Here is an 18,695-nt window from a genome sequence, read left to right as displayed (position 1 = left end):
ACCGCTTTCCTACTTACTTGGCATAACTTTGATCAATTGATCCCCAACGTTTTCAGCAAAGACTAAATCGTGGGTCACGATGATTTGTGTCACGCCTTCTTCTTTTAATGAAAGAATCAACTTCTCTACTTGTTGGCGTAACTCTGGATCTAATGCACTCGTCGGTTCATCATAAGCTAACACTCGTGGGTTCATCGCTAACGCACGAGCAATGGCCACACGTTGTTTTTGTCCTCCAGATAATTGATAAGGATAATTTCCTAATAAATCACGAATCCCTAATGAGTCCGCTAATTCCTCCGCCTTTTTCGTGTATTCTTCTTTACTTTGTTTCAACACCATTTTAGGTGCCAAAGTAATATTGTCAAAAATACTCAAGTGTGGGAAAAGCTGGAAATCTTGAAACACGACGCCTACCACTTGTTCTTCTGTTTTCAATTCAAAAGGGTCAAATTTCGTGCCATCCAGGTAAAACTCACCACTGTCAGCTTTTTCTAAACCGGCTAAAATCCGTAACATCGTTGTTTTACCGCCTCCTGACGGTCCGCCGATCGCTAATGTTTGTCCTTCCGGTATTACTAAATCAAAATCTTTGATCACTTGTTTGTCACCAAATGATTTACTAATCTTTTTTAATTCAATCATCGCTGTTCCCTCCTCGTTTCTTAGCGGTAATAATTTAATTTTTCTTCAATTTGCTTCAACACGATCGTCAGCACTCCTGTTAGTGCGAGATAGATCAGTGCCACGCCAAGCAATGGAAGTAAACTTGCATCTCTCTCCATCGCGATCTTACCCGCTCGCATCACATCACCTAAACCTAAGATATAGATCAACGAAGAATCTTTCACTAGATTGATGACTTCATTGCCGACAGAAGGTAACACGATTTTTGTTACTTGCGGAATAATGATTCTTGTCACTGTTTGGAAAGGACTCAACTGTAAGACTTGAGCTGCTTCATACTGCCCTTTAGGGATAGACTGGATACCACCACGGAAAATCTCAGCAAAATAGGCAGCATAATTTAAAACGAATGCGATCAAAGCAGCTTCGAAACGATCAAACACGATCCCGATCGTTGGCAAACCGTAAAACACGAAGATCAATTGTAATAATAGCGGTGTTCCTCGCATGATCCAGACATACGTTTGTAGGAAATAACGGATCGGTTTAAAATGTAACGACAACCCTAAGGCTAAAATAATTCCTAATGGCAAAGAACCAATCAAGGTAAAGGCAAATAATTTCAAGGTTGTCAGCGCCCCTACTAACAACTGTGGCATCACTTCTAATAAATCATTCATTTTCTTTTCCTCCTCTTTTCTTTAAAGGGGTACATTGTTAGCTGTCCCTTCCAACCACATGAAAAACAAAAAAAGTCCTTTGATCCGAAGATCAAAGGACGCAAAATACGTGGTTCCACCTTTTTTTATTAGTTTCTCGCAAAACTAACCTTATCTGGTCGTCTAACAACGACCGCAGCTATAACGGGCTTCCCGGATTTTCTTACTGGCTGTTCAGAAAATCGACTCCAAGATGTGTTTCACAATCAGTTATTGCCTCTTCTCACCAACCAGAGACTCTCTTCAAACACTTAATTGCTACTCTTCTTTTCGATGTCTTTTATTTAACTTAATGAGTAATTTACCTGATTCATTTTTATTTGTCAATCTTTTTTGTGCTAAAATAAATAAAAAATGAATGGAGGATTGTTTTTTATGTGTCATGCCACGAAACAAGAGGCCTATGAATTGCTTGATCTATTGGCAATCAATTACCAAGAAGTGAATCATCCAGCCATTACTTCTGTCAAAAATCTAACTTTTACTTTACCAGGTCCACAAGTTAAAAATCTTTTGGTCAAATCAAAGAAAGGCAAACAAATATATTTTGTCGTCTTACCTGATGAAAAACAAGCCGACTTGAAGTTATTGGCAGAACAGTTGAATGAAAAACGATTATCGTTTGTGTCAGGAGACCAAGTCAAACAGTTGTTACATGTTCCGCCAGGTACCGTCAATCCATTTGCCTTAGTCAACGATTTAGAAAACGAGATCCAAGTCGTCATTGATTCCTCGATCGATCGCAAAGATACCGTGGGCTTTCATCCAAACAGCAACACCAGTACCATCATTTTTCCCTTTGCAGATTTTGAACGACTACTCGCTCATGTGGATCATCTGCCAAGGTATGAAGTCTTGTAACTTAACTATCCTTCATCGCAGCTTTTAAGGCTGCTGCTAATGGGCTTTCTTCCGGTTCTTCTGCTTGAGAATATTTCTTCATCAAGCGACGTTCTTCATGTTTTGTCATTTTTTTCTTCTGCTCTTTTTTTTCTAGCATCTTCTCTGTCGTCCCGTCAAATTTACAACGGAAGTAAGCGCCATTTTTGCCTTCAATGATCTCCATTTTGCGGTGACATTGTGGACAACGATGGTTAGAGACTTTCGGATCTTTCCGACGACGATAGCTACAATCTTGATTCGTACACACATAGATTTTGCCATCTTTTGTGTTCTTCTCACGAAGATTCGAGCCACAATCCGGACATTTCTTTTGGGTAATCGAAAAATCTTGGTATTCTTGCTTACTTGTTTTGATTTCTTGGACAAGTCGCTTCGTTTCTTTTTCGATGGATTGTAAAAAGACGTTGGCTTGTTTTTTTCCAAGCGCGATCGCTTCTAGATCTCTTTCCCAACTTTCAGTCAAATCTGGTGTCACAAGTGATGGATTGACCAGTTCTAACAACTGCTTGCCCTTCGGTGAGACTTGTAAGCCTTGCGGTGTGCGTTCCATTAATTCGGATTTGATCAACTTTTCAATGATCTCCGCACGAGTCGCGGGCGTGCCTAAACTGTGTTTTTCCATCAAACCTAACAGACTTGCTTCTGTCAAAGGTTTTGGCGGTGCCGACAATTCCTTTTTGATCGTAAAATCAGGTTGGATGCGCATGTCTTTTTTCCAGTCAAACGAATCCACATGACTTTCAGCAGACGTTTTCCAACCAGCTTCCAACACCCGGTTTTGGCGGAAAACAAATTGTTCGTTCCCAAATACGACAGTGATTTTCGTTTGACTGATTTTATGTGGTTCTGCAAATAACCCTAAGAATCGTGTCACGATCATTTGGTAGATTTTTTGTTCTTCGTTACTTAATTTTTCATAGCGTGGACGATTTTCCGTCGGTAACAAAGCATGGTGATCTGTTACTTTACTATCTTGGAAGACACTCGTTTGACGAACCACTGCCCCATTCTTCAAATAAGTTTTCACTTCTGGTGCAAAATCGCTGATGGCTTGAAGTCTTTCTTTCATGGTACTTTTCATATCATTCGTCAAATATTTACTATCTGTTCGTGGATAGGTGACGATCTTGTGCGTTTCGTATAAACTTTGAACAAGTCCTAACGTTTTCTTTGCAGAATAACCATAACGTTGGTTGGCTTCTCGTTGGATCTCCGTGAGATCATAAGGCAGAGGAGCTTTTTCTGTCTTTGTTTTTTCTTCAATGTTGACTACTGTTCCCTTACTCTGACTAAGGGTTTTAACAAACGCTTGGGCTTCTTCATGGGATTTCAAAGCAAACTGGTTTTTTTGGACCATTTTTGCTTGTTCATTGCCGACTGTCAATGAAATCGTAAAATACGTTTGTGGTCGGAATGATTCGATTTTCTTTTCCTGATTACGCACCAAAGCTAAGGTTGGGGTTTGTACCCGACCCGCTGATAAATTGTCTTGATATTTTACTGTCAGTGCACGTGTCACATTCAACCCGACCAACCAATCTGCTTTTGCCCTGGCCAAAGCAGACTCATACAGCGCATCATAGCTTTTAGCTGGTTTCAATTGGCTGAAACCTGTCTTGATCGCTTTGTCCGTTTGAGAGGAGATCCACAAACGTTTCACCGGCTTATTGAAGTGAACGTATTCCAAGATCCAACGTGCAACGAGTTCTCCTTCACGTCCGGCATCTGTGGCGATCACTGCTTCTGAGACATCTTTACGACTAGCCAATTGCTTGATGGCTTTCAATTGATGACCAGTTTTTGGTAAGGGTTTGATCCCTAGTTTTTTAGGGATCATCGGCAAGGTCTCCATCTGCCAGCTTTGCCATTCCTTATTCAGATCCTCTGGCATCTTTAGACCTAATAAATGACCAAGGGCCCAAGTCACGATCACCTTGGGTCCTTCGTAATAGTTTTTGTGTTTTTGATTAGCACCAAGCACCTTGCTTAGGTCTTTCGCAACGCTTGGCTTTTCCGCTAGAATTAGTTGTTTCATAAAAATCCTTTCTGCTTTCCAAAGTGATCGGTTGATAATCTTTCAGCAAAGCCAGTCCTTTGTATTGCTGCAAATCATCATCGCATTCTTCACACCAGCGCTCATCGCCATCATTCCAAAAAGCGCTAAGAAAATTATTTTTGGCATGGATATACTCATAGTTGTCTTTAATGGCCAGCCATTTTTCTTCATAGTTTTGTTGCGCTTCTTCAAAAGAGGAGAAAGTTTCCTCCATTTGAATATCTTCTTGCCAATCTTCAAAGAACCACCAAGGCTCATTATCACCGAACATTGTAATTACTTGATACATACATGCGCTCCTTTTCTCAGGTCATCTTAAAAACATATTAGTCACTTTCCAAGAAAGTTGCAAGAAATTTTGCTTAAAAGGGGCTTTTTATGAATGTTCAGAAAATTAATTTAAATGATGCCTTTTATTTTATTGGTAAAGTTGCAATAAAGTCGTCGATCATCCAGACATAACTTTCTTCTGGAGAAACATTCGGTTCATTGGTAAAGTACCCTAAAAAACGTAACGAAAGGTACCCATGGATCATACTTCGCAGTTCTCGACTTCGATGGACCTTTTCTTCTTTCGACAAAGAAAAAGCGTCAAATATTTGTAAAATGATTTGGTTCGTTTCGTGTATTCCCTCTAATAGAATTTCTTCATTTGTATGCGGTACACTGATCAGCAGTTCATAGACTGCCTGATTTTGAAACGCAAATGACTGATAGGTTTGCGCGTACGCTTGGATCGCTTCTCCCTTACTTTTCCCAACTAACACTCGACGTAATTGATCATTCAACTCCGTTAAAAGTTTCGCAGTCAACGCCGTTTTCACTTCTCGAATATTCTTAAAGTGGTTATAAAGCGACGGTGATTTGATATTCAATGCCTTAGCTAAATGTTGGAAAGTGATTTGCTGTACAGCCATCTCTTCTGCCAATTCTCGAAAGCAGTCGATGATTTTCTCTTGTGACAGCGTTCGTTTTTTCATTTGATTTCCCCTCTTATGGAATAAACTCAATCCCTTTAAGTTTACCATGAAAGACGAAGAGAAAAAAGACTTGTTATTGATAAACTACACGTTGTAGTTTATAATAAATGATTGTAGATGAAAATTTTCAGAAAGAAGGCTTTAATTGTGGTGTCAAGAGTAAAAGAGACAGTATTCAGAAAAAGAGAAACATGGGAGAAAAACCTAGTTGTTTTGTGGTTTGGTACATTTATGGCAGGGATTGGGTTTAGTCTAGTGATGCCTTTTATGTCGCTTTACATAGATACGTTAGGAAATTACAGTACGTCACAATTGAACTTTTGGAGTGGCTTGACCTTCTCCTCTACATTCCTTGTTACTACTTTGATTTCTCCATGGTGGGGACGACTTGCCGATCAAAAAGGCCGAAAGATGATGTTGTTGCGCGCTTCTCTAGGGATGGCGGTAGTGATTTCCTTGATGGGTCTAGTAACCAGCGTGTATCAATTAGTCGCATTACGTCTGTTGCAGGGAATTTTTTCCGGCTATATCAGTAACGCAACAGCTTTAGTCGCCACTGGTACCCCAAGAGAAAAAAGTGGACAAGTACTTGGCACTTTGGCGACCGGCTCTGTGACCGGAACATTACTTGGTCCTTTACTTGGCGGACTTTCTGCTTCTGCTTTTGGGTATCGCCCTACCTTCTTTATTACCGGGACAATTTTGTTCTTCGTTTTCTTACTTAGCTTATTTTTTGTCCATGAACAATTTGTGCCAGTAGAAAAAAGCGAGTTGGTTTCTGCTAAACAAATTTTCCGTGACCTGAAATACCCACATGTCGTCATCGGCATGTTTATTACCACAATGATCATTCAAGCATCAAATAATTCGATCAGTCCGATCATTAGTTTATATATCCGGCAATTATTACATGGACATGGCAACGTCACGTTGGTCAGCGGGATCATTGCTTCTATTCCTGGGATTGCCACCCTGATAGCCGCTCCTCGTTTCGGCCGCTTAGGTGATAAGATCGGGAGTGAACGAATCTTAGCCATCGGATTAGGCTTCGCCTTGATCGTCTATATCCCAATGGCTTTCGTAACGAATGTATGGCAACTTGCAGGACTACGATTTTTGATCGGGATCTCAGACGCTTGCCTCCTTCCAGCCGTGCAAGCATTGATCACTAAATACTCTCCCCCACAAGCTGCCGGAAGAATCTTTAGTTACAACCAATCCTTCCAAGCCACTGGAAATGTCGTTGGCCCCTTGATCGGTTCAAGCGTTTCAAGTATCTTCGGTTATCGTGGTGTCTTTTTATCCACATCCTTACTTGTACTTGCAAACTTTGTGCTGGTTCACCATAATACGAAGGAGATTCATAAGCAGGAAGAAACAAGCAATGGTCATGCTTTTGTCAATAAATAGCAAAAAATCCTGTGGCTTTTTTAGACTATCTTAGACGTATTGCAAAACTTTCGTTTCTTGATACGCATGATCGATCAATCCGCCACCTAGACATTCCATTCCGTCATAAAAAACAACGGCTTGTCCTGGTGTGATTGCGCGTACGGGTTCGTCGAAGATGACTTCTGCCCGATTATTTTCTAATAAGCGCACGGTTACCGGTACATCTTGCTGACGGTAACGGAATTTCGCTGTACATTTGAATTCTTTTGGCATTGGTTCATTCGTTGTAAAATGGATTTCGCTTGCATCCAAACTGGTTGCATACAATGCAGGGTGGTGGAAGCCTTGTCCAACATATAATGTATTCGTCGCAAGATCTTTCCCCACCACGAACCAAGGTTCTTGTGAATCGCCACCGCCGCCGATACCTAAGCCTTGACGTTGTCCGATCGTGTAGTACATCAAACCAGCGTGTACGCCTTTCACTTCACCATCAAGGGTCACCATATTGCCTTTTTTAGCTGGTAAATAGTTACTTAAGAATTGTTTGAAGTTCTTTTCGCCGATAAAACAGATACCAGTTGAGTCTTTTTTCTTCGCCGTTGCTAGACCGGCACGTTCCGCAATCGCACGTACTTCTGATTTTTCCATACCGCCTAACGGAAACATCGTTTTTGCTAACTGTTCTTGTGACAATTGGCTAAGGAAATACGTTTGGTCTTTGTTATTATCGATCCCACGCAACATATGTGACACGCCATTTTCATCACGTGTGACTTGCGCATAGTGACCAGTAGCAACATATTCCGCTCCTAAGTCCATTGCATAGTCTAAGAATGCTTTAAATTTGATTTCCTTATTGCACATTACATCTGGGTTCGGGGTACGTCCTGCACGATATTCTGCTAAGAAATATTCAAACACACGGTCCCAATATTCTTTTTCAAAATTGACCGAGTAATAAGGAATCCCGATTTGGGCAGCGACTTTCGCTACATCCTTATAATCTTCCGTCGCCGTACAGACGCCATTTTCATCGGTATCATCCCAGTTTTTCATAAAGATCCCGATTACATCATAGCCTTGTTCCTTTAACAAAAGTGCTGTTACAGATGAGTCAACACCGCCACTCATCCCAACGACAACGCGTGTTTTGCTGTTGTCTGTCATGGTATCACCATCATTTCAATTAGATTCTGAAACATCTACGAGTTGAAGGTCGCAACTTTTCAGTATTTTACATTATACGTCATCTTTCTGAAAATTTCACCCCTAAATAATCAATTTAAAAAAACGACGTTTTTTAGTTGGCCTATTCTGTACTTTTCAGATACCAAAACTTTGCTATGAGAGGCGTTTTGTTCGTGATTCAGTTTCTTACTACATTCACCAAAAACAAAAGTAACAGCACAACATTGAAATATGTAGAAAACAAATAGTTGATAAACAATAAGTAAAATTTTCGCCGGCTAGTTTCAAGCTTTGTTGCGGCGTATAATCCAATCAAGCCAGAGATCACCATCAACATCAGTAAAGGAATCAAATAATAACTTTCGAATGAATGACTTTGAAAAATAATCAAATAATGAGCATAAATAAATGCGAGTGTAGAAATAGACATCGGGATGATCAATCCCATGATAAAGAATGCTTTCTTTTTCTCTAACTCATGAAGCGCGCCCACAATTAATACGTACGCAACAGGGAACAATAAATACTCCACCTTACCAAAGCTGACAAAACCTAATAAAGTTCCTAGTACAATACCGTACATCAAAACAAGATGAATGCCAATGAGCACTCTTTTTAAGAATGCTGAGGGGATTCTAGTTGAGTAAAACAAACTGATTCCACTGATGATCCACCAAGAATATTGGACTGTTGCAAATAACCAATAAAATTTGAAAACAAAAACTAAACTTCCTAATAGAAAACAAAGCGCCAATAGATAGAACGAAATATATTTATTCGGCATACTTTTTTTTACAAACATTCCACTCACTCCTTTTAAAACATACTTATCTAGTAGAAAACCACCAGCCAAAGATACAGAACCAGTTAACCAAAATGATCAATACTTTTACCCAACCGAATTTTATTCCTGTCGAAAAAAATAAACTAATCCCACTCAAGAACCAGCAAATCGTGGAAATCATCAATTTAGTCTCGCCAGTATATGGTAAATATGGTAAATACGGTAAAAAATAAAAAATCGCAAAAAAACTGACAAGCACATAAATAGTAGGGAAAAAACTTAAATCTTTTAGGTTCAATCGAAATCATTCATCTCACTCCTTTTTTCAACGATTACCGATCATAGCTTACTAGAAATAAACTCAATCACACGCATCAAACTCATAGCGGTCGCAAATCCATAATTTACGACTAAGAGAAATCCTTTCTGATAGTTACTCATCGTAAGACAGTTCGTAAAATAAATCCCCATAAGTCCAGGAATTACCATGTACAGGATAAATGCAAAACTTGAAAGTGGCTCTTCTCGATATAGAAAGCTCCCTATCATAAATAAGATAGACAACAGCATCGAAAGACCCAATCCTATTTTATGGAATTTCATGGTGATCTCCTATTCATCTTTTATTTATTGTGGCGTTATGGTGCTTTTTTCTATGTACAGTTACTGTTCATTTCACCAGTAAATAGAGTCTTAACTAAAGGAAAACAGCCAACCATAGATACAACTAAAGTTCAAAAAAAATGACTAAGTTTTTTAAGGCTTTACTTTCAATGAACCTTGAAAAAAATAAACTTATACTGCTAAGTAGCCAACAAATCGATGTCAATATTACTCGCCATTCAATACTATAGCGACCTCCTTGAACCATACTGAACGTAATCACACTGATCGATAAGAGTAAAATAATCAATGAACAATATCTTTTGTATGTACTTTTCATTTCAATCTCCCTTTCAAGTAATATTTAACTCTATTAATTGTTCAAAGTTAAAACAATTAATTGAATGAATTGTCCAATAATAATAAATGTAGCAAAAAAATAATTCAGAGAAACAATCATCCATTTGTATCGTCCAAGATTCGCTTTTATCGAATAATAAAACCCAGCTAATCCAGGAAATGTCATAATGAAAAACAATAAGACACTCTGAGGACTATCTCCATAAACGATTTCTCCAACAAAACAACAAATCGAAAAAAACATCGCTATTAATAATCTGAATTGATTATTCGTCATCTTATTCTCCTTTTAATTTTATGAATATCTGTAGTTTCAAAAATCAAAATATAAACCACCAACCATAAATACAAAAAATATTCGCTCCTACAACAATACACTTAATAAATTTATTGTTGATTCCTGTAGAAAAAAACAAACTACATCCACTCAATAACCAACAACTGATAACGATGATTCCTTGATATACAAGAGGCAAAGTTCTATAAGATGAAAAATAACTGCTACTAAATAAACAAGAAGCGAACAAAAAGATGATCGATAAAATCCAGTACTTGTTATTCTGTTTTATAATCATATGTGACTCCTTCTTTCTTAAATCCACTCACAACTAGATATAATTTCTATTAATTTTTAAATTGTTCAATTGATACATAAAATAAAATGTACTAACTTGTAAAAAACTCTATCCCGAAGACTTGTAACCAATAAATTACGATAATCAAGACGGTACTGTAAGTAGCGAAAAGGTAATTCAGCCCTAGCAGTAGCCATTTCAACTTCGTCTTTTTTATTTTTGTCGAACAATAAAAACCAATCAAACCCGGAAAACCTAAACCTAATGCAAAAAGAATCCCCTCAATTTCTCCACTTAAATAAATATGTATATAAAACAGACCACTGACACATGCAAGTATTGACAAAAATAAAACGACTAGATTCAATGCACGTTTCATACTTCTTTCTCCTCCTTATCAACATCAATATTTCTCACTAAAAACAGAAATAGCTTCAAAAATTCAAAGAAAAATGAAAAATCGTAGATAAAAAGACATAGCTAAACACAAAATTCAACGTAATCAACGTCCTTTTCAGGTATCTATCTGCGATTCCTAACGCAAAAACGATACTCCCTCCATTGATGACCCAACAAATCGAAATTGTGACTATAAATAGATGCGGTTGATACTTAAATGAGTCAAACAAGATGGGACTAGCAAAGACACACGTAATAAATACAAGAAAAATTGATAATACCAATAGAACTACTGATTTTTTTGTACGAGACTTATTTTTTTGGAAAAGACATTTATACGCTCCTTTTTACTATTTTACAAGCACACATAGACTAACCAAAATAAAATAACCAACCATAGATACAACAAAAATTCACTAATATGATTCCTCTTTTCAAATATGGATAAGTGATTTTCGTTGAAAAAAACAAACTTGCAGTGCTACATAACCAACAAACCGTCATGATGAATATTCTGATTTCATATTGCAATTTAGAATACGGATAGGCATAGAATAAAAATAAAAGAATAGAGATTGCCAATAAAACAATTGAAAGAATAAATTCTAAATAATTTTTCTTGGTTAACATTCCTATTCCTCCTCGTAAATAGTCTTAACTCATTTGGATAAACTTTCTAATAAACCATTCAATGAATTGCCCAATAACAATATACGTAGCAAAAAAGTAATTCAAAGAAATAAGCAACCATTTATACTGTCGAAGTTCCGCTTTAGTGGAAAAATAAAGTCCTAGCAGACTTGGAAAAGTCATCATGAAAAACAAAATAATCCGTAGAGCACTCTCTCCGGAAATGATTCCTCCAACAAAGCAACTCATCGAAAAAAACATTGCTATAGATAATCTGAATTGGTTATTCGTCATCTTATTCTCCTTTTAAATTTATGAATATCTGTATTTTCAAAAATCATATATAAACCACCAACCATAAATACAGAAAATGTTGATGCTAATGACAATACGTTTCAGAAATTTATTACTGATCGCCCGACAAAAAAATAAACTAAATCCGCTTAGTATCCAACAACCGTAGACAATAATCCTTTGATATACAAGTGGATATAGTCTATAGGATAAAAAATAATGTCTAGCAAGTAGACATGAAAGTATCAATAATACAAACGACAAAATCCAGTATTTTTTATTTTGAATCATTTTTTTCTCCTGCTTTCAATATCTTTATTGATACGTCTGGTCCTTTTTATTTATAAAAAAATCGTAAGAAAACATGGACAACGTCCCATCCGATGAGCGTAGTCGCAAATAAATAATTCACGACTAACAGAGTCCACTCTATGTACTTTTTCATGGTAGTTTTTGTAGTAAAATAAATTCCCAAAAAGCCAGGAATTATGATTACAAATGACAAAATAAAACCAACATACCCTCTATAATCTATGAGTATTCCCAATAAACATAAGATCGATAAAATCATAGAAACAATTAACCCGATTTTATAACCGTTCATCTAATCTTCCTTTCTTCTAAAAATTTTAGGTAACGCTATTCGCTGATTCAGCTGATTTTTATTCGTTGATCTCTGACAACCTATAGAACCCTCGTTAAAAACTGGATGAAATATCTGATATGAAGATGCGTTGCGAATAAATAATTTACGATGAACAAAAAAGATTTCAGAAGCTTATCCATAGTGATTTTAGTTGTAAAATAGATCCCAAAAAATCCTGGAATAATTGTTAAAAAAACTAACAATAATCCAATTAGTCCACGTCCATCAACCAGCGAACCAATAATACACAGAATAGATAAGGACATTGACGTACACAAGCCGATTTTGTACCCATTCATAAGCTACTCCTTTCTTCGCTTCATTTAAAATAATCAAAGCTATTTTTGGATTAATAGAAAAATTATACATCTAACAATCAAAAACCAATAAATCGTTATTTAAAATAAAAGTTAAAATAACTTTAAAATGAATTAATTAACTTGCAGAGAAATAATGGAAAATTCTTCACATTAACTTTTAATGATAAACATAATTAGATAAAAGCTTTTCCATAAATTCATATAAAAAAACATATAAAATCAAAAAAATAGGTGCTTTTATAAATATTTGTATGTTATTATTTTATCATAAAATTAAGGAGGAAATATCATGAAGCTCAAACTTTTTTTCACAACTTTTTTATTAATCGTTTCACTTCAATTCTCAAATATGCAGGTACATGCCGAAGCGGACTCTTATCAGTCTTTAGAGGATTATTATGAATTTTTCAAAAATGAATACGCTTCCTTCGAGCAGACATTTGAGGAATTTTCAGCTGGTTACTACAACCAGACACCTTATTTAGATGAGGATCAATTAAAAGAATATGCACATTCCGTCAATGACACGTATTTAACCGAGGAAGCAGAATGGTTAGCGAAAATCCCACCACTATGGTCTTTCAATATTGGCAATTCTTTAGATAATATTACTTTTGAAAAGAAGCCGGAATATGGTACTTATGACTTGTTAAATACGGTCCAGCCTGGAGATGTTATTTTTGAGGTAAACAGAGCTGATATGGTCATCAGATATCTGCATCATGTCATGATTGTCGATGATATTGTTGAAGAAACTCATATGATCAACGGAAAAGAAGAAACCTTTACATATATTCGAACAATTGAAGCGACAAAAGGAAACTTCGGCGCCAAAAGTGATGGCGTTGTCTACGGCGTATTAGATGACGAGCGTTTTGATTATACCAATGCCTCTATCTTAAGAGTCCCTGAAGCAACTGTTTTACAAAAACAAGCTGCTGTTTTATTTATGAAAAGTCAATTAGGAAAAAAATATTCTGCATTAGATATAATCGGACATCGGGATCGTACTTTTAGCAGACAAAGTTGGTACTGTTCCATGCTCGTATGGGCTGCATATATGAACGCTACACCTGATGGCAGCATTGATGACCTGACGCCTGGAGATGACCCAAATTTCCATGGAATCGACATCGAGTCAAAAGATGACCTATTCGAATCACCAACGATTACGCCTAATGATATAAAACGCTCCGATAAACTGGAAAAAATCAGTCCTTCGTTTCCCGAACACATCGATTATATAAAAAATATTACTTGGTCAGGGGAAGGTGCGCCGCTTCAAGGTGAAGATTTTGTTTTCAGCCCGAATTCTAACCTTTATTACCTTGAAAACGACTATCATTTCTTAGCCATCGACCAAAACAACCAACGTCCCTACACCAATAAATCACTTACACTCGGTCGGAACGCCAATGGAAATGTTGTTGCACAATTAGATTTATTCACCAATTTCGCTTTGACTGATGAAGCGAAGCAAAAATACGCAGATAAAAATATCCCTGTTGTACCTAATGGTATTGAACTTGCGGATATCCCAAATTACGTGATGAATTGGATCAATCGCTATACTCAGTGTAGCTTTGATATTGTTTACTCAAAAGATATCACGACGGATAGTAATCACTTACGCTATAATCCGACTTATTCAAAAATCGATCAAAAAGCACATCCTTCATATGGCTATTTAGTTAGTCAAGTAGTACATACTCCTCCAGCATTTACTCAAAGAAAATTTGATTACACGGAGAATTTAAGTGTCTATGAAAATTATGATCTGGCCTATCCGAATCCATTGAATTATGATGTATCCTACACGAAGAACCGTCCGACTTGGTATTACTTCTTTAATAACTTCCATGCCTTGATCAAGCTAGAAAATGGTACCTATCGTTCCGCTACTTATCTACGATTCCATGGCTCTTTCACTACGCCTGCTTCTCAGAGAAACGGGTATGGACTGAACCATGATTTTACAATGACCGATGAAGCCAAAACGATTTACCAAAATTATTACTATCATATCGGCGTCAACCAATCTGTGGATTACGCGATCGACTGGTTGAATCAATATACAAAAGAAGAGGTCCTTATCGTCTACTCAACAAATATCACGAATGATCTTAAACGTTTGAATGATGGGACAGCCACTGTTGGTAAAGGATTGAATAATCAAGGAAAACTCGTCAATTGTATTATTTAAACTTTCAATAGCTCCTTGGATTTTATGTCTGATGAATCTATAAAGTTGTTAACAAGGATTGAACAAATGAACTCTACACTTTTTCCACCTAGTATCTAGATGAATGTCGAAAATAAAACAGGTGTGAGACAAAAGTAACATTTCCTTTTGTCTCACACCTTAAAACCGCATATGCGTTGGAAACATAGGTAACCTCATCAGAAAAGCGACAGCTACAAAAATTTGAAAACAATTTTTGTAGCTGTCGCCTTATTTCTTGAGGTAATCCATCCCCCACCTTCTTCTCACCTACTTTTCCTAATGGTTATTCTTTTGATCCAGCAACTTCTGTCTCTTCGATGAGGGAGAGTTCATCGACTTCACCGGATTCTTTATCAGTCAGTCGACTCATTCCTGTTACAGGATTAATCTCTTCTTTGATCTCTTCATCTTCATAGACTAGATAAAACCGATTTTCTGTACCATATTCTTCTTGCAATGTTTGAAGCAGTTTGTCATTTGTGACTGTTTCAAGTGCTTTGAACGCATCGTACTCTTCAATCGTCCCCTTTTCCTTATCTGTTATTCGAGCCATTCCAGTAATCGGATTGATTTCTTCTTTCGTTTGATCATCTTCATACTCTAAAAAGAATTTGTCCTCTGTCCCGTATTCTTCTTGTAGTGATTTTAGAAATTCTTCTTTTGTAAATAATTCAAATTCCCCGAATGCTTCATATTCTTCCGTTTCCCCTGTTTTTTTATTAGTGGTTCTAGCCATTCCAGTTACTGGATTGATTTCTTCTTTGTATTCATCATCCTCAAATTCAAGATAAAATCTGTCTTCTGTGCCGTATTCTTCTTGCAACATTTTTAATAGTTCTTCTTTTGTTTCTACTTCTTCACCGACTTGTTCTGTTCCTTGCGATGTGTCAGCAAAGGTAGGAACAGCACCAAAAGCAAATGCACTGAATAGGCCAACTGAAGCTAAACTTACACTCAATTTTTTGATCATATGTCATCACCTCTCTATTTGATATGGATTTATAATAACTTAAAATCTAGGTAAAAAATGGATTTAAATTTAAACAAAAACCGCTTATTATCTAAACTATTCTTTAATTAAGAATAATTTAAAAATAACTAACGGTTTAAAATTATCGAGCGATGTTTAGCGTTGAATTTTTTGTAGCTCTTGAAACTTTGCTTCATAGATTTCTTCAATCTCTGCTTCCGAAAGTGGCGTGCCAAACGGGCGTTTTGTTTTTAATAATTCTCGCTCTGGAGCATCTACGCCTACATTGACGTCGTTGCCGATGGGTACGCTGTAGTGATGGATATGTCCATGAAGATTGCGTATTTTATCATTGCCTCCGAGCAACAATGGATAATGGGTCAAATAGTATTGTTGGTGATTGAATTTTATGATGACACCTACATCATAAAAGTGAAACTTTTGCTTTCCTTCCTTTTTCCACGGATCATGTTGTTCCAAGTAGTTGAAAAAGGCCCGACTGTCATGATTCCCTTTGATAAAGTGGATCGTGCCATTCAGTTCTTTGACTAAGGAAAGAATTTCTGCGCTACCTTTTTCATACTTAGGGTGCATCGCGAGGTCCCCTAGATGATAAACATGGTCGGATTCCTTTACGACTGCATTCCAACTAGTGATTAATTGATGGTGCATGTGGGCAATATTTTTAAATGGTCGTGGCGAAAAATCACTATTACCGAGCAACCGTTCATGGAAAAAATGCATATCACTGATAAAATAATTCATCTAAGCTCACTCTCCTTTATAAATATCGTATGTGAAAACAAAAAAATAGGCAATCAATGCCTATCTTTAAAAAAGAAATTTATTGCTTTGTCTTAGCTATGTTTACTTTGTAATTCTAAATCGTAGTTTCTGGCTGAAGGAACCAGGTACAGTGCAATTGCGCAAAGTAATGTACCGACACCAGCAATCACAAACAATTTCTCCACGCCAAGAGCATCTGCTAGTGGTCCAGCAAAGATCAAACCGATTGGACCAGACAGAGACATCAGTGAATTGAACACACCCAACACCCTTCCTAAAATGCTTGGCTCAAAACTTTGTTGGATCATCGCCATGACTAATGTATTGTAGTAAGGCGTAGCCAAACCGGCAATGGCATTCAACAGAACAAAGTAAATAAATCCTTGTGAGGTTGCTGGCAATAAACCACTTGCTGTGACGGATACCCCTAAAACGATATAAGAGATGATCACTAGCTGCATTCGATTCTTAAAATGACCAGAAAAACCAATGACTGCGCCTCCGACTAACATCCCAACGGCGTAAATGACTTCGATCAATCCCGCTTGTCCAACTGTGCCATTAAAATAACCCATGGTCATCAGTGGATATAAGCTTGCGGCAGGCATGAACAACAGCATGAAAACTGCCCCATTGAGCATGATATGCCATAACCCTCGCTTCTCATATAGTTTCTTTACTCCAAATTTAGTATCCGCTAACAAATGAACCGTTTCTCCTTGGATGTCCATCTTGGGAATTACCACAAGAATCAACAATCCTACACCAAGAATGGCACCTAATACATCCAAAAGAATCAAAGCATTCATTGGTACCGCAGCAAATAAAAAAGCACCTAATCCAGGAGCAACGATATAATTCGCTGATTGCACCATACCCAATCGCCCATTGATCCTTGTTAATTCTTCTTCTGGAACCATTGTTGGTAAAATTGATTGGATCGTCGGCATTTGGAATGTCTGTGCGACCGAACGAATAAATAAAGAGACAAACACTAACCAGAGCGGAAAGGTCGACATCACTGTTCCTACAATGGATAAAATAAGTGCAAAGATCGCAACAATGATATCCGTATAAATCAATAATTTTTTCTTATCCCAGCGATCGATCAGTGGCCCAACAAATGGACTTAATAGAACCATCGGCAGCATTCCTAATAATGTGGCAAAACTTAAAATAGTCGCAGAACCTGTTTCTTGCGTCAAATACCAAATAATAGCATATTGAACAACCATACTTGTGATTCCTGATAAAAATTGTCCCATCAAAAATAAATTAATATTCTTTTTCCAGTATTTCTGCATAACGCCTCCTAATTTTGTATTCTTTCTGTATTTTACCATTCATTTGTCTTATATTTTTTTATAATTATGATTATTTTATTATTGCTTGAAAAACATGGTACACTGTAGAAAAAAACGGGAGGATACACCTATGACTAAGGTTAGTTTTCACACAACGATCACTGCTTCTGAAACACAGATCCAATTAGAGGAAGAACAAATCCAACTCTCTATTTGTTCAAAGCCAGTAAAAGAAATAGAAAATTCCTTTTATCTTTATTACTTAGACAAAAAGTGTCTGGCAATTGGTACAAAGATCCGCCCAAAATCCTTTGACCAAGTCATCACTATCCATTTACCATGGGATCTTGAAGCAGATTATTTTATGTATCTAATGAATAATCAAGCCACCGAAGCTGGTCTAACATTAGAAAAAGACAAAGATTTCAAAGAAAAAATCCCAGTTGAAGCAACCAAAAAATTAGCCCCGACGATCGAAAAAGTAATGACTGTGTTATCAACGTTTGGCTACGGATTTGCTCCGCTTGCTGCAACGAAAAAGAAACCTGCCAAAGCGCGTCATCGGTGGACGAAACAAATCAGCGAGATTCCTTTTACTGTGGAATTTCGTGGTAGCAAGGCAACACTTTACTGGATCAGTCGCAATGAGATGTTGATCAAAGCTGGCGCTACGTTATTACTTGATGCCCCTTTGAATAAAGATGGTTCGGTTAGTTATGCCGCGAAATATGGAGATAAGATGCGGGCTGACTACCAAGAGCAGATCAAAGATGGGAAAGTTGTGGAGGACATCATCGTCAAAAGTGTGAATGAAGCTAGCCTATTACTGTATTATGGCGGAACAAATAGTTGGTTAGAACTAAAAGATGCCCAAGGAAAAACATTAGATGAATGGTCAAAAGTTGAATGATCATTGACCGATAAATAAAAAA

General features: G+C 37.1%; 17 protein-coding genes and 1 other annotated feature. Of the genes, 4 read left to right on the top strand and 13 right to left on the bottom strand.

All coding sequences use genetic code 11. The annotated features are described in order from the left end of the window. Positions 1-9 precede the first annotated feature (9 nt). Both HZ311_RS10900 and HZ311_RS10895 read right to left on the bottom strand, forming a co-directional pair. The gene (locus HZ311_RS10900; RefSeq protein WP_010736165.1) at positions 10-645 is read right to left on the bottom strand and encodes an amino acid ABC transporter ATP-binding protein; all 636 of its coding nucleotides are present in this window, start codon (positions 643-645) and stop codon (positions 10-12) included. Positions 646-665: 20 nt separating this feature from the next. Continuing rightward, complete coding sequence (locus tag HZ311_RS10895; protein ID WP_010736166.1) at positions 666-1,307, bottom strand: amino acid ABC transporter permease; 642 nt, start codon at positions 1,305-1,307, stop codon at positions 666-668. Positions 1,308-1,398: 91 nt separating this feature from the next. After that, positions 1,399-1,629: a binding site (T-box leader), on the bottom strand. Positions 1,630-1,721: 92 nt separating this feature from the next. Between HZ311_RS10895 and HZ311_RS10890 the strand changes: the two genes are divergently transcribed. Continuing rightward, positions 1,722-2,207: a YbaK/EbsC family protein gene (locus HZ311_RS10890; RefSeq protein ID WP_023519207.1), complete on the top strand. Its 486-nt coding sequence runs from the start codon at positions 1,722-1,724 to the stop codon at positions 2,205-2,207. A gap of 1 nt (position 2,208) precedes the next feature. On the opposite strand, the gene HZ311_RS10885 is transcribed toward HZ311_RS10890, so the two are convergent. The 3 genes from HZ311_RS10885 to HZ311_RS10875 form a co-directional block, all read right to left on the bottom strand. Further along, positions 2,209-4,284, bottom strand: coding sequence for a DNA topoisomerase III (locus HZ311_RS10885; protein WP_080674304.1), 2,076 nt, complete (start codon positions 4,282-4,284; stop codon positions 2,209-2,211). Beyond that, positions 4,217-4,594 carry a DUF1033 family protein gene (locus HZ311_RS10880; protein WP_010736169.1) on the bottom strand — a complete coding sequence of 126 codons (378 nt, stop codon included), beginning with the start codon at positions 4,592-4,594 and terminating at the stop codon, positions 4,217-4,219. The genes HZ311_RS10885 and HZ311_RS10880 overlap by 68 nt, the downstream gene beginning before the upstream one ends. A gap of 124 nt (positions 4,595-4,718) precedes the next feature. After that, positions 4,719-5,285, bottom strand: coding sequence for a TetR/AcrR family transcriptional regulator (locus tag HZ311_RS10875; RefSeq protein WP_010736170.1), 567 nt, complete (start codon positions 5,283-5,285; stop codon positions 4,719-4,721). A 147-nt stretch (positions 5,286-5,432) separates the two neighbouring features. On the opposite strand from HZ311_RS10875, the gene HZ311_RS10870 reads away from it, so the two are divergent. Further along, a complete protein-coding gene (locus HZ311_RS10870) occupies positions 5,433-6,695 on the top strand; it encodes a multidrug efflux MFS transporter (RefSeq protein ID WP_023519205.1) in 1,263 nt (420 codons plus the stop codon). 30 nt (positions 6,696-6,725) lie between these two features. On the opposite strand, the gene mnmA is transcribed toward HZ311_RS10870, so the two are convergent. From mnmA to HZ311_RS10845, 5 genes are all read right to left on the bottom strand, one after another. After that, on the bottom strand, positions 6,726-7,847 hold the full coding sequence (gene mnmA, locus HZ311_RS10865) for a tRNA 2-thiouridine(34) synthase MnmA (protein ID WP_023519204.1): 1,122 nt from the start codon (positions 7,845-7,847) through the stop codon (positions 6,726-6,728). A 199-nt stretch (positions 7,848-8,046) separates the two neighbouring features. Continuing rightward, positions 8,047-8,670 carry a hypothetical protein gene (locus tag HZ311_RS10860; RefSeq protein ID WP_023519203.1) on the bottom strand — a complete coding sequence of 208 codons (624 nt, stop codon included), beginning with the start codon at positions 8,668-8,670 and terminating at the stop codon, positions 8,047-8,049. A 958-nt stretch (positions 8,671-9,628) separates the two neighbouring features. After that, entirely contained in the window at positions 9,629-9,892 is a 264-nt protein-coding gene (locus tag HZ311_RS10855; RefSeq protein WP_023519201.1) for a hypothetical protein, read from the bottom strand. A 389-nt stretch (positions 9,893-10,281) separates the two neighbouring features. Next, positions 10,282-10,569: a hypothetical protein gene (locus HZ311_RS10850; protein ID WP_023519200.1), complete on the bottom strand. Its 288-nt coding sequence runs from the start codon at positions 10,567-10,569 to the stop codon at positions 10,282-10,284. Between the two features lie 392 nt (positions 10,570-10,961). Then, positions 10,962-11,219, bottom strand: a complete 258-nt coding sequence (locus HZ311_RS10845) for a hypothetical protein (protein WP_023519199.1) — start codon at positions 11,217-11,219, stop codon at positions 10,962-10,964. Between the two features lie 1,549 nt (positions 11,220-12,768). Here HZ311_RS10845 and HZ311_RS10840 point away from each other — a divergent pair. Then, positions 12,769-14,682: a C40 family peptidase gene (locus HZ311_RS10840; protein ID WP_023519196.1), complete on the top strand. Its 1,914-nt coding sequence runs from the start codon at positions 12,769-12,771 to the stop codon at positions 14,680-14,682. 304 nt (positions 14,683-14,986) lie between these two features. On the opposite strand, the gene HZ311_RS10835 is transcribed toward HZ311_RS10840, so the two are convergent. From HZ311_RS10835 to HZ311_RS10825, 3 genes are all read right to left on the bottom strand, one after another. Next, the gene (locus HZ311_RS10835) at positions 14,987-15,673 is read right to left on the bottom strand and encodes a hypothetical protein (protein ID WP_023519195.1); all 687 of its coding nucleotides are present in this window, start codon (positions 15,671-15,673) and stop codon (positions 14,987-14,989) included. Positions 15,674-15,829: 156 nt separating this feature from the next. Then, positions 15,830-16,438: a metallophosphoesterase gene (locus HZ311_RS10830; protein ID WP_023519194.1), complete on the bottom strand. Its 609-nt coding sequence runs from the start codon at positions 16,436-16,438 to the stop codon at positions 15,830-15,832. A gap of 92 nt (positions 16,439-16,530) precedes the next feature. Beyond that, positions 16,531-17,802, bottom strand: a complete 1,272-nt coding sequence (locus HZ311_RS10825) for an MFS transporter (protein WP_226076711.1) — start codon at positions 17,800-17,802, stop codon at positions 16,531-16,533. A gap of 91 nt (positions 17,803-17,893) precedes the next feature. Here HZ311_RS10825 and HZ311_RS10820 point away from each other — a divergent pair, with 91 nt between their 5' ends. After that, on the top strand, positions 17,894-18,673 hold the full coding sequence (locus HZ311_RS10820) for a hypothetical protein (RefSeq protein WP_010736188.1): 780 nt from the start codon (positions 17,894-17,896) through the stop codon (positions 18,671-18,673). Positions 18,674-18,695: the final 22 nt, after the last annotated feature.

The organism is Enterococcus mundtii (assembly GCF_013394305.1).
Taxonomy (GTDB): Bacteria; Bacillota; Bacilli; order Lactobacillales; family Enterococcaceae; genus Enterococcus_B; species Enterococcus_B pernyi.
Note: the sequence above shows the minus strand (reverse complement) of the source record. Positions and strands in the feature narration are given on the sequence as shown.

What these genes read in the sequence shown, in the direction of transcription:
- HZ311_RS10875 (WP_010736170.1), bottom strand. Translation starts at nt 5,285, where the DNA reads ATGAAAAAACGAACGCTGTCACAAGAGAAAATCATCGACTGCTTTCGA.
- mnmA (WP_023519204.1), bottom strand. Translation starts at nt 7,847, where the DNA reads ATGACAGACAACAGCAAAACACGCGTTGTCGTTGGGATGAGTGGCGGT.
- HZ311_RS10840 (WP_023519196.1), top strand. Translation starts at nt 12,769, where the DNA reads ATGAAGCTCAAACTTTTTTTCACAACTTTTTTATTAATCGTTTCACTT.
- HZ311_RS10830 (WP_023519194.1), bottom strand. Translation starts at nt 16,438, where the DNA reads ATGAATTATTTTATCAGTGATATGCATTTTTTCCATGAACGGTTGCTC.
- HZ311_RS10900 (WP_010736165.1), bottom strand. Translation starts at nt 645, where the DNA reads ATGATTGAATTAAAAAAGATTAGTAAATCATTTGGTGACAAACAAGTG.
- HZ311_RS10850 (WP_023519200.1), bottom strand. Translation starts at nt 10,569, where the DNA reads ATGAAACGTGCATTGAATCTAGTCGTTTTATTTTTGTCAATACTTGCA.
- HZ311_RS10880 (WP_010736169.1), bottom strand. Translation starts at nt 4,594, where the DNA reads ATGTATCAAGTAATTACAATGTTCGGTGATAATGAGCCTTGGTGGTTC.
- HZ311_RS10860 (WP_023519203.1), bottom strand. Translation starts at nt 8,670, where the DNA reads ATGTTTGTAAAAAAAAGTATGCCGAATAAATATATTTCGTTCTATCTA.
- HZ311_RS10895 (WP_010736166.1), bottom strand. Translation starts at nt 1,307, where the DNA reads ATGAATGATTTATTAGAAGTGATGCCACAGTTGTTAGTAGGGGCGCTG.
- HZ311_RS10855 (WP_023519201.1), bottom strand. Translation starts at nt 9,892, where the DNA reads ATGACGAATAATCAATTCAGATTATTAATAGCGATGTTTTTTTCGATT.
- HZ311_RS10890 (WP_023519207.1), top strand. Translation starts at nt 1,722, where the DNA reads ATGTGTCATGCCACGAAACAAGAGGCCTATGAATTGCTTGATCTATTG.
- HZ311_RS10885 (WP_080674304.1), bottom strand. Translation starts at nt 4,284, where the DNA reads ATGAAACAACTAATTCTAGCGGAAAAGCCAAGCGTTGCGAAAGACCTA.
- HZ311_RS10845 (WP_023519199.1), bottom strand. Translation starts at nt 11,219, where the DNA reads ATGTTAACCAAGAAAAATTATTTAGAATTTATTCTTTCAATTGTTTTA.
- HZ311_RS10820 (WP_010736188.1), top strand. Translation starts at nt 17,894, where the DNA reads ATGACTAAGGTTAGTTTTCACACAACGATCACTGCTTCTGAAACACAG.
- HZ311_RS10835 (WP_023519195.1), bottom strand. Translation starts at nt 15,673, where the DNA reads ATGATCAAAAAATTGAGTGTAAGTTTAGCTTCAGTTGGCCTATTCAGT.
- HZ311_RS10825 (WP_226076711.1), bottom strand. Translation starts at nt 17,802, where the DNA reads ATGGTAAAATACAGAAAGAATACAAAATTAGGAGGCGTTATGCAGAAA.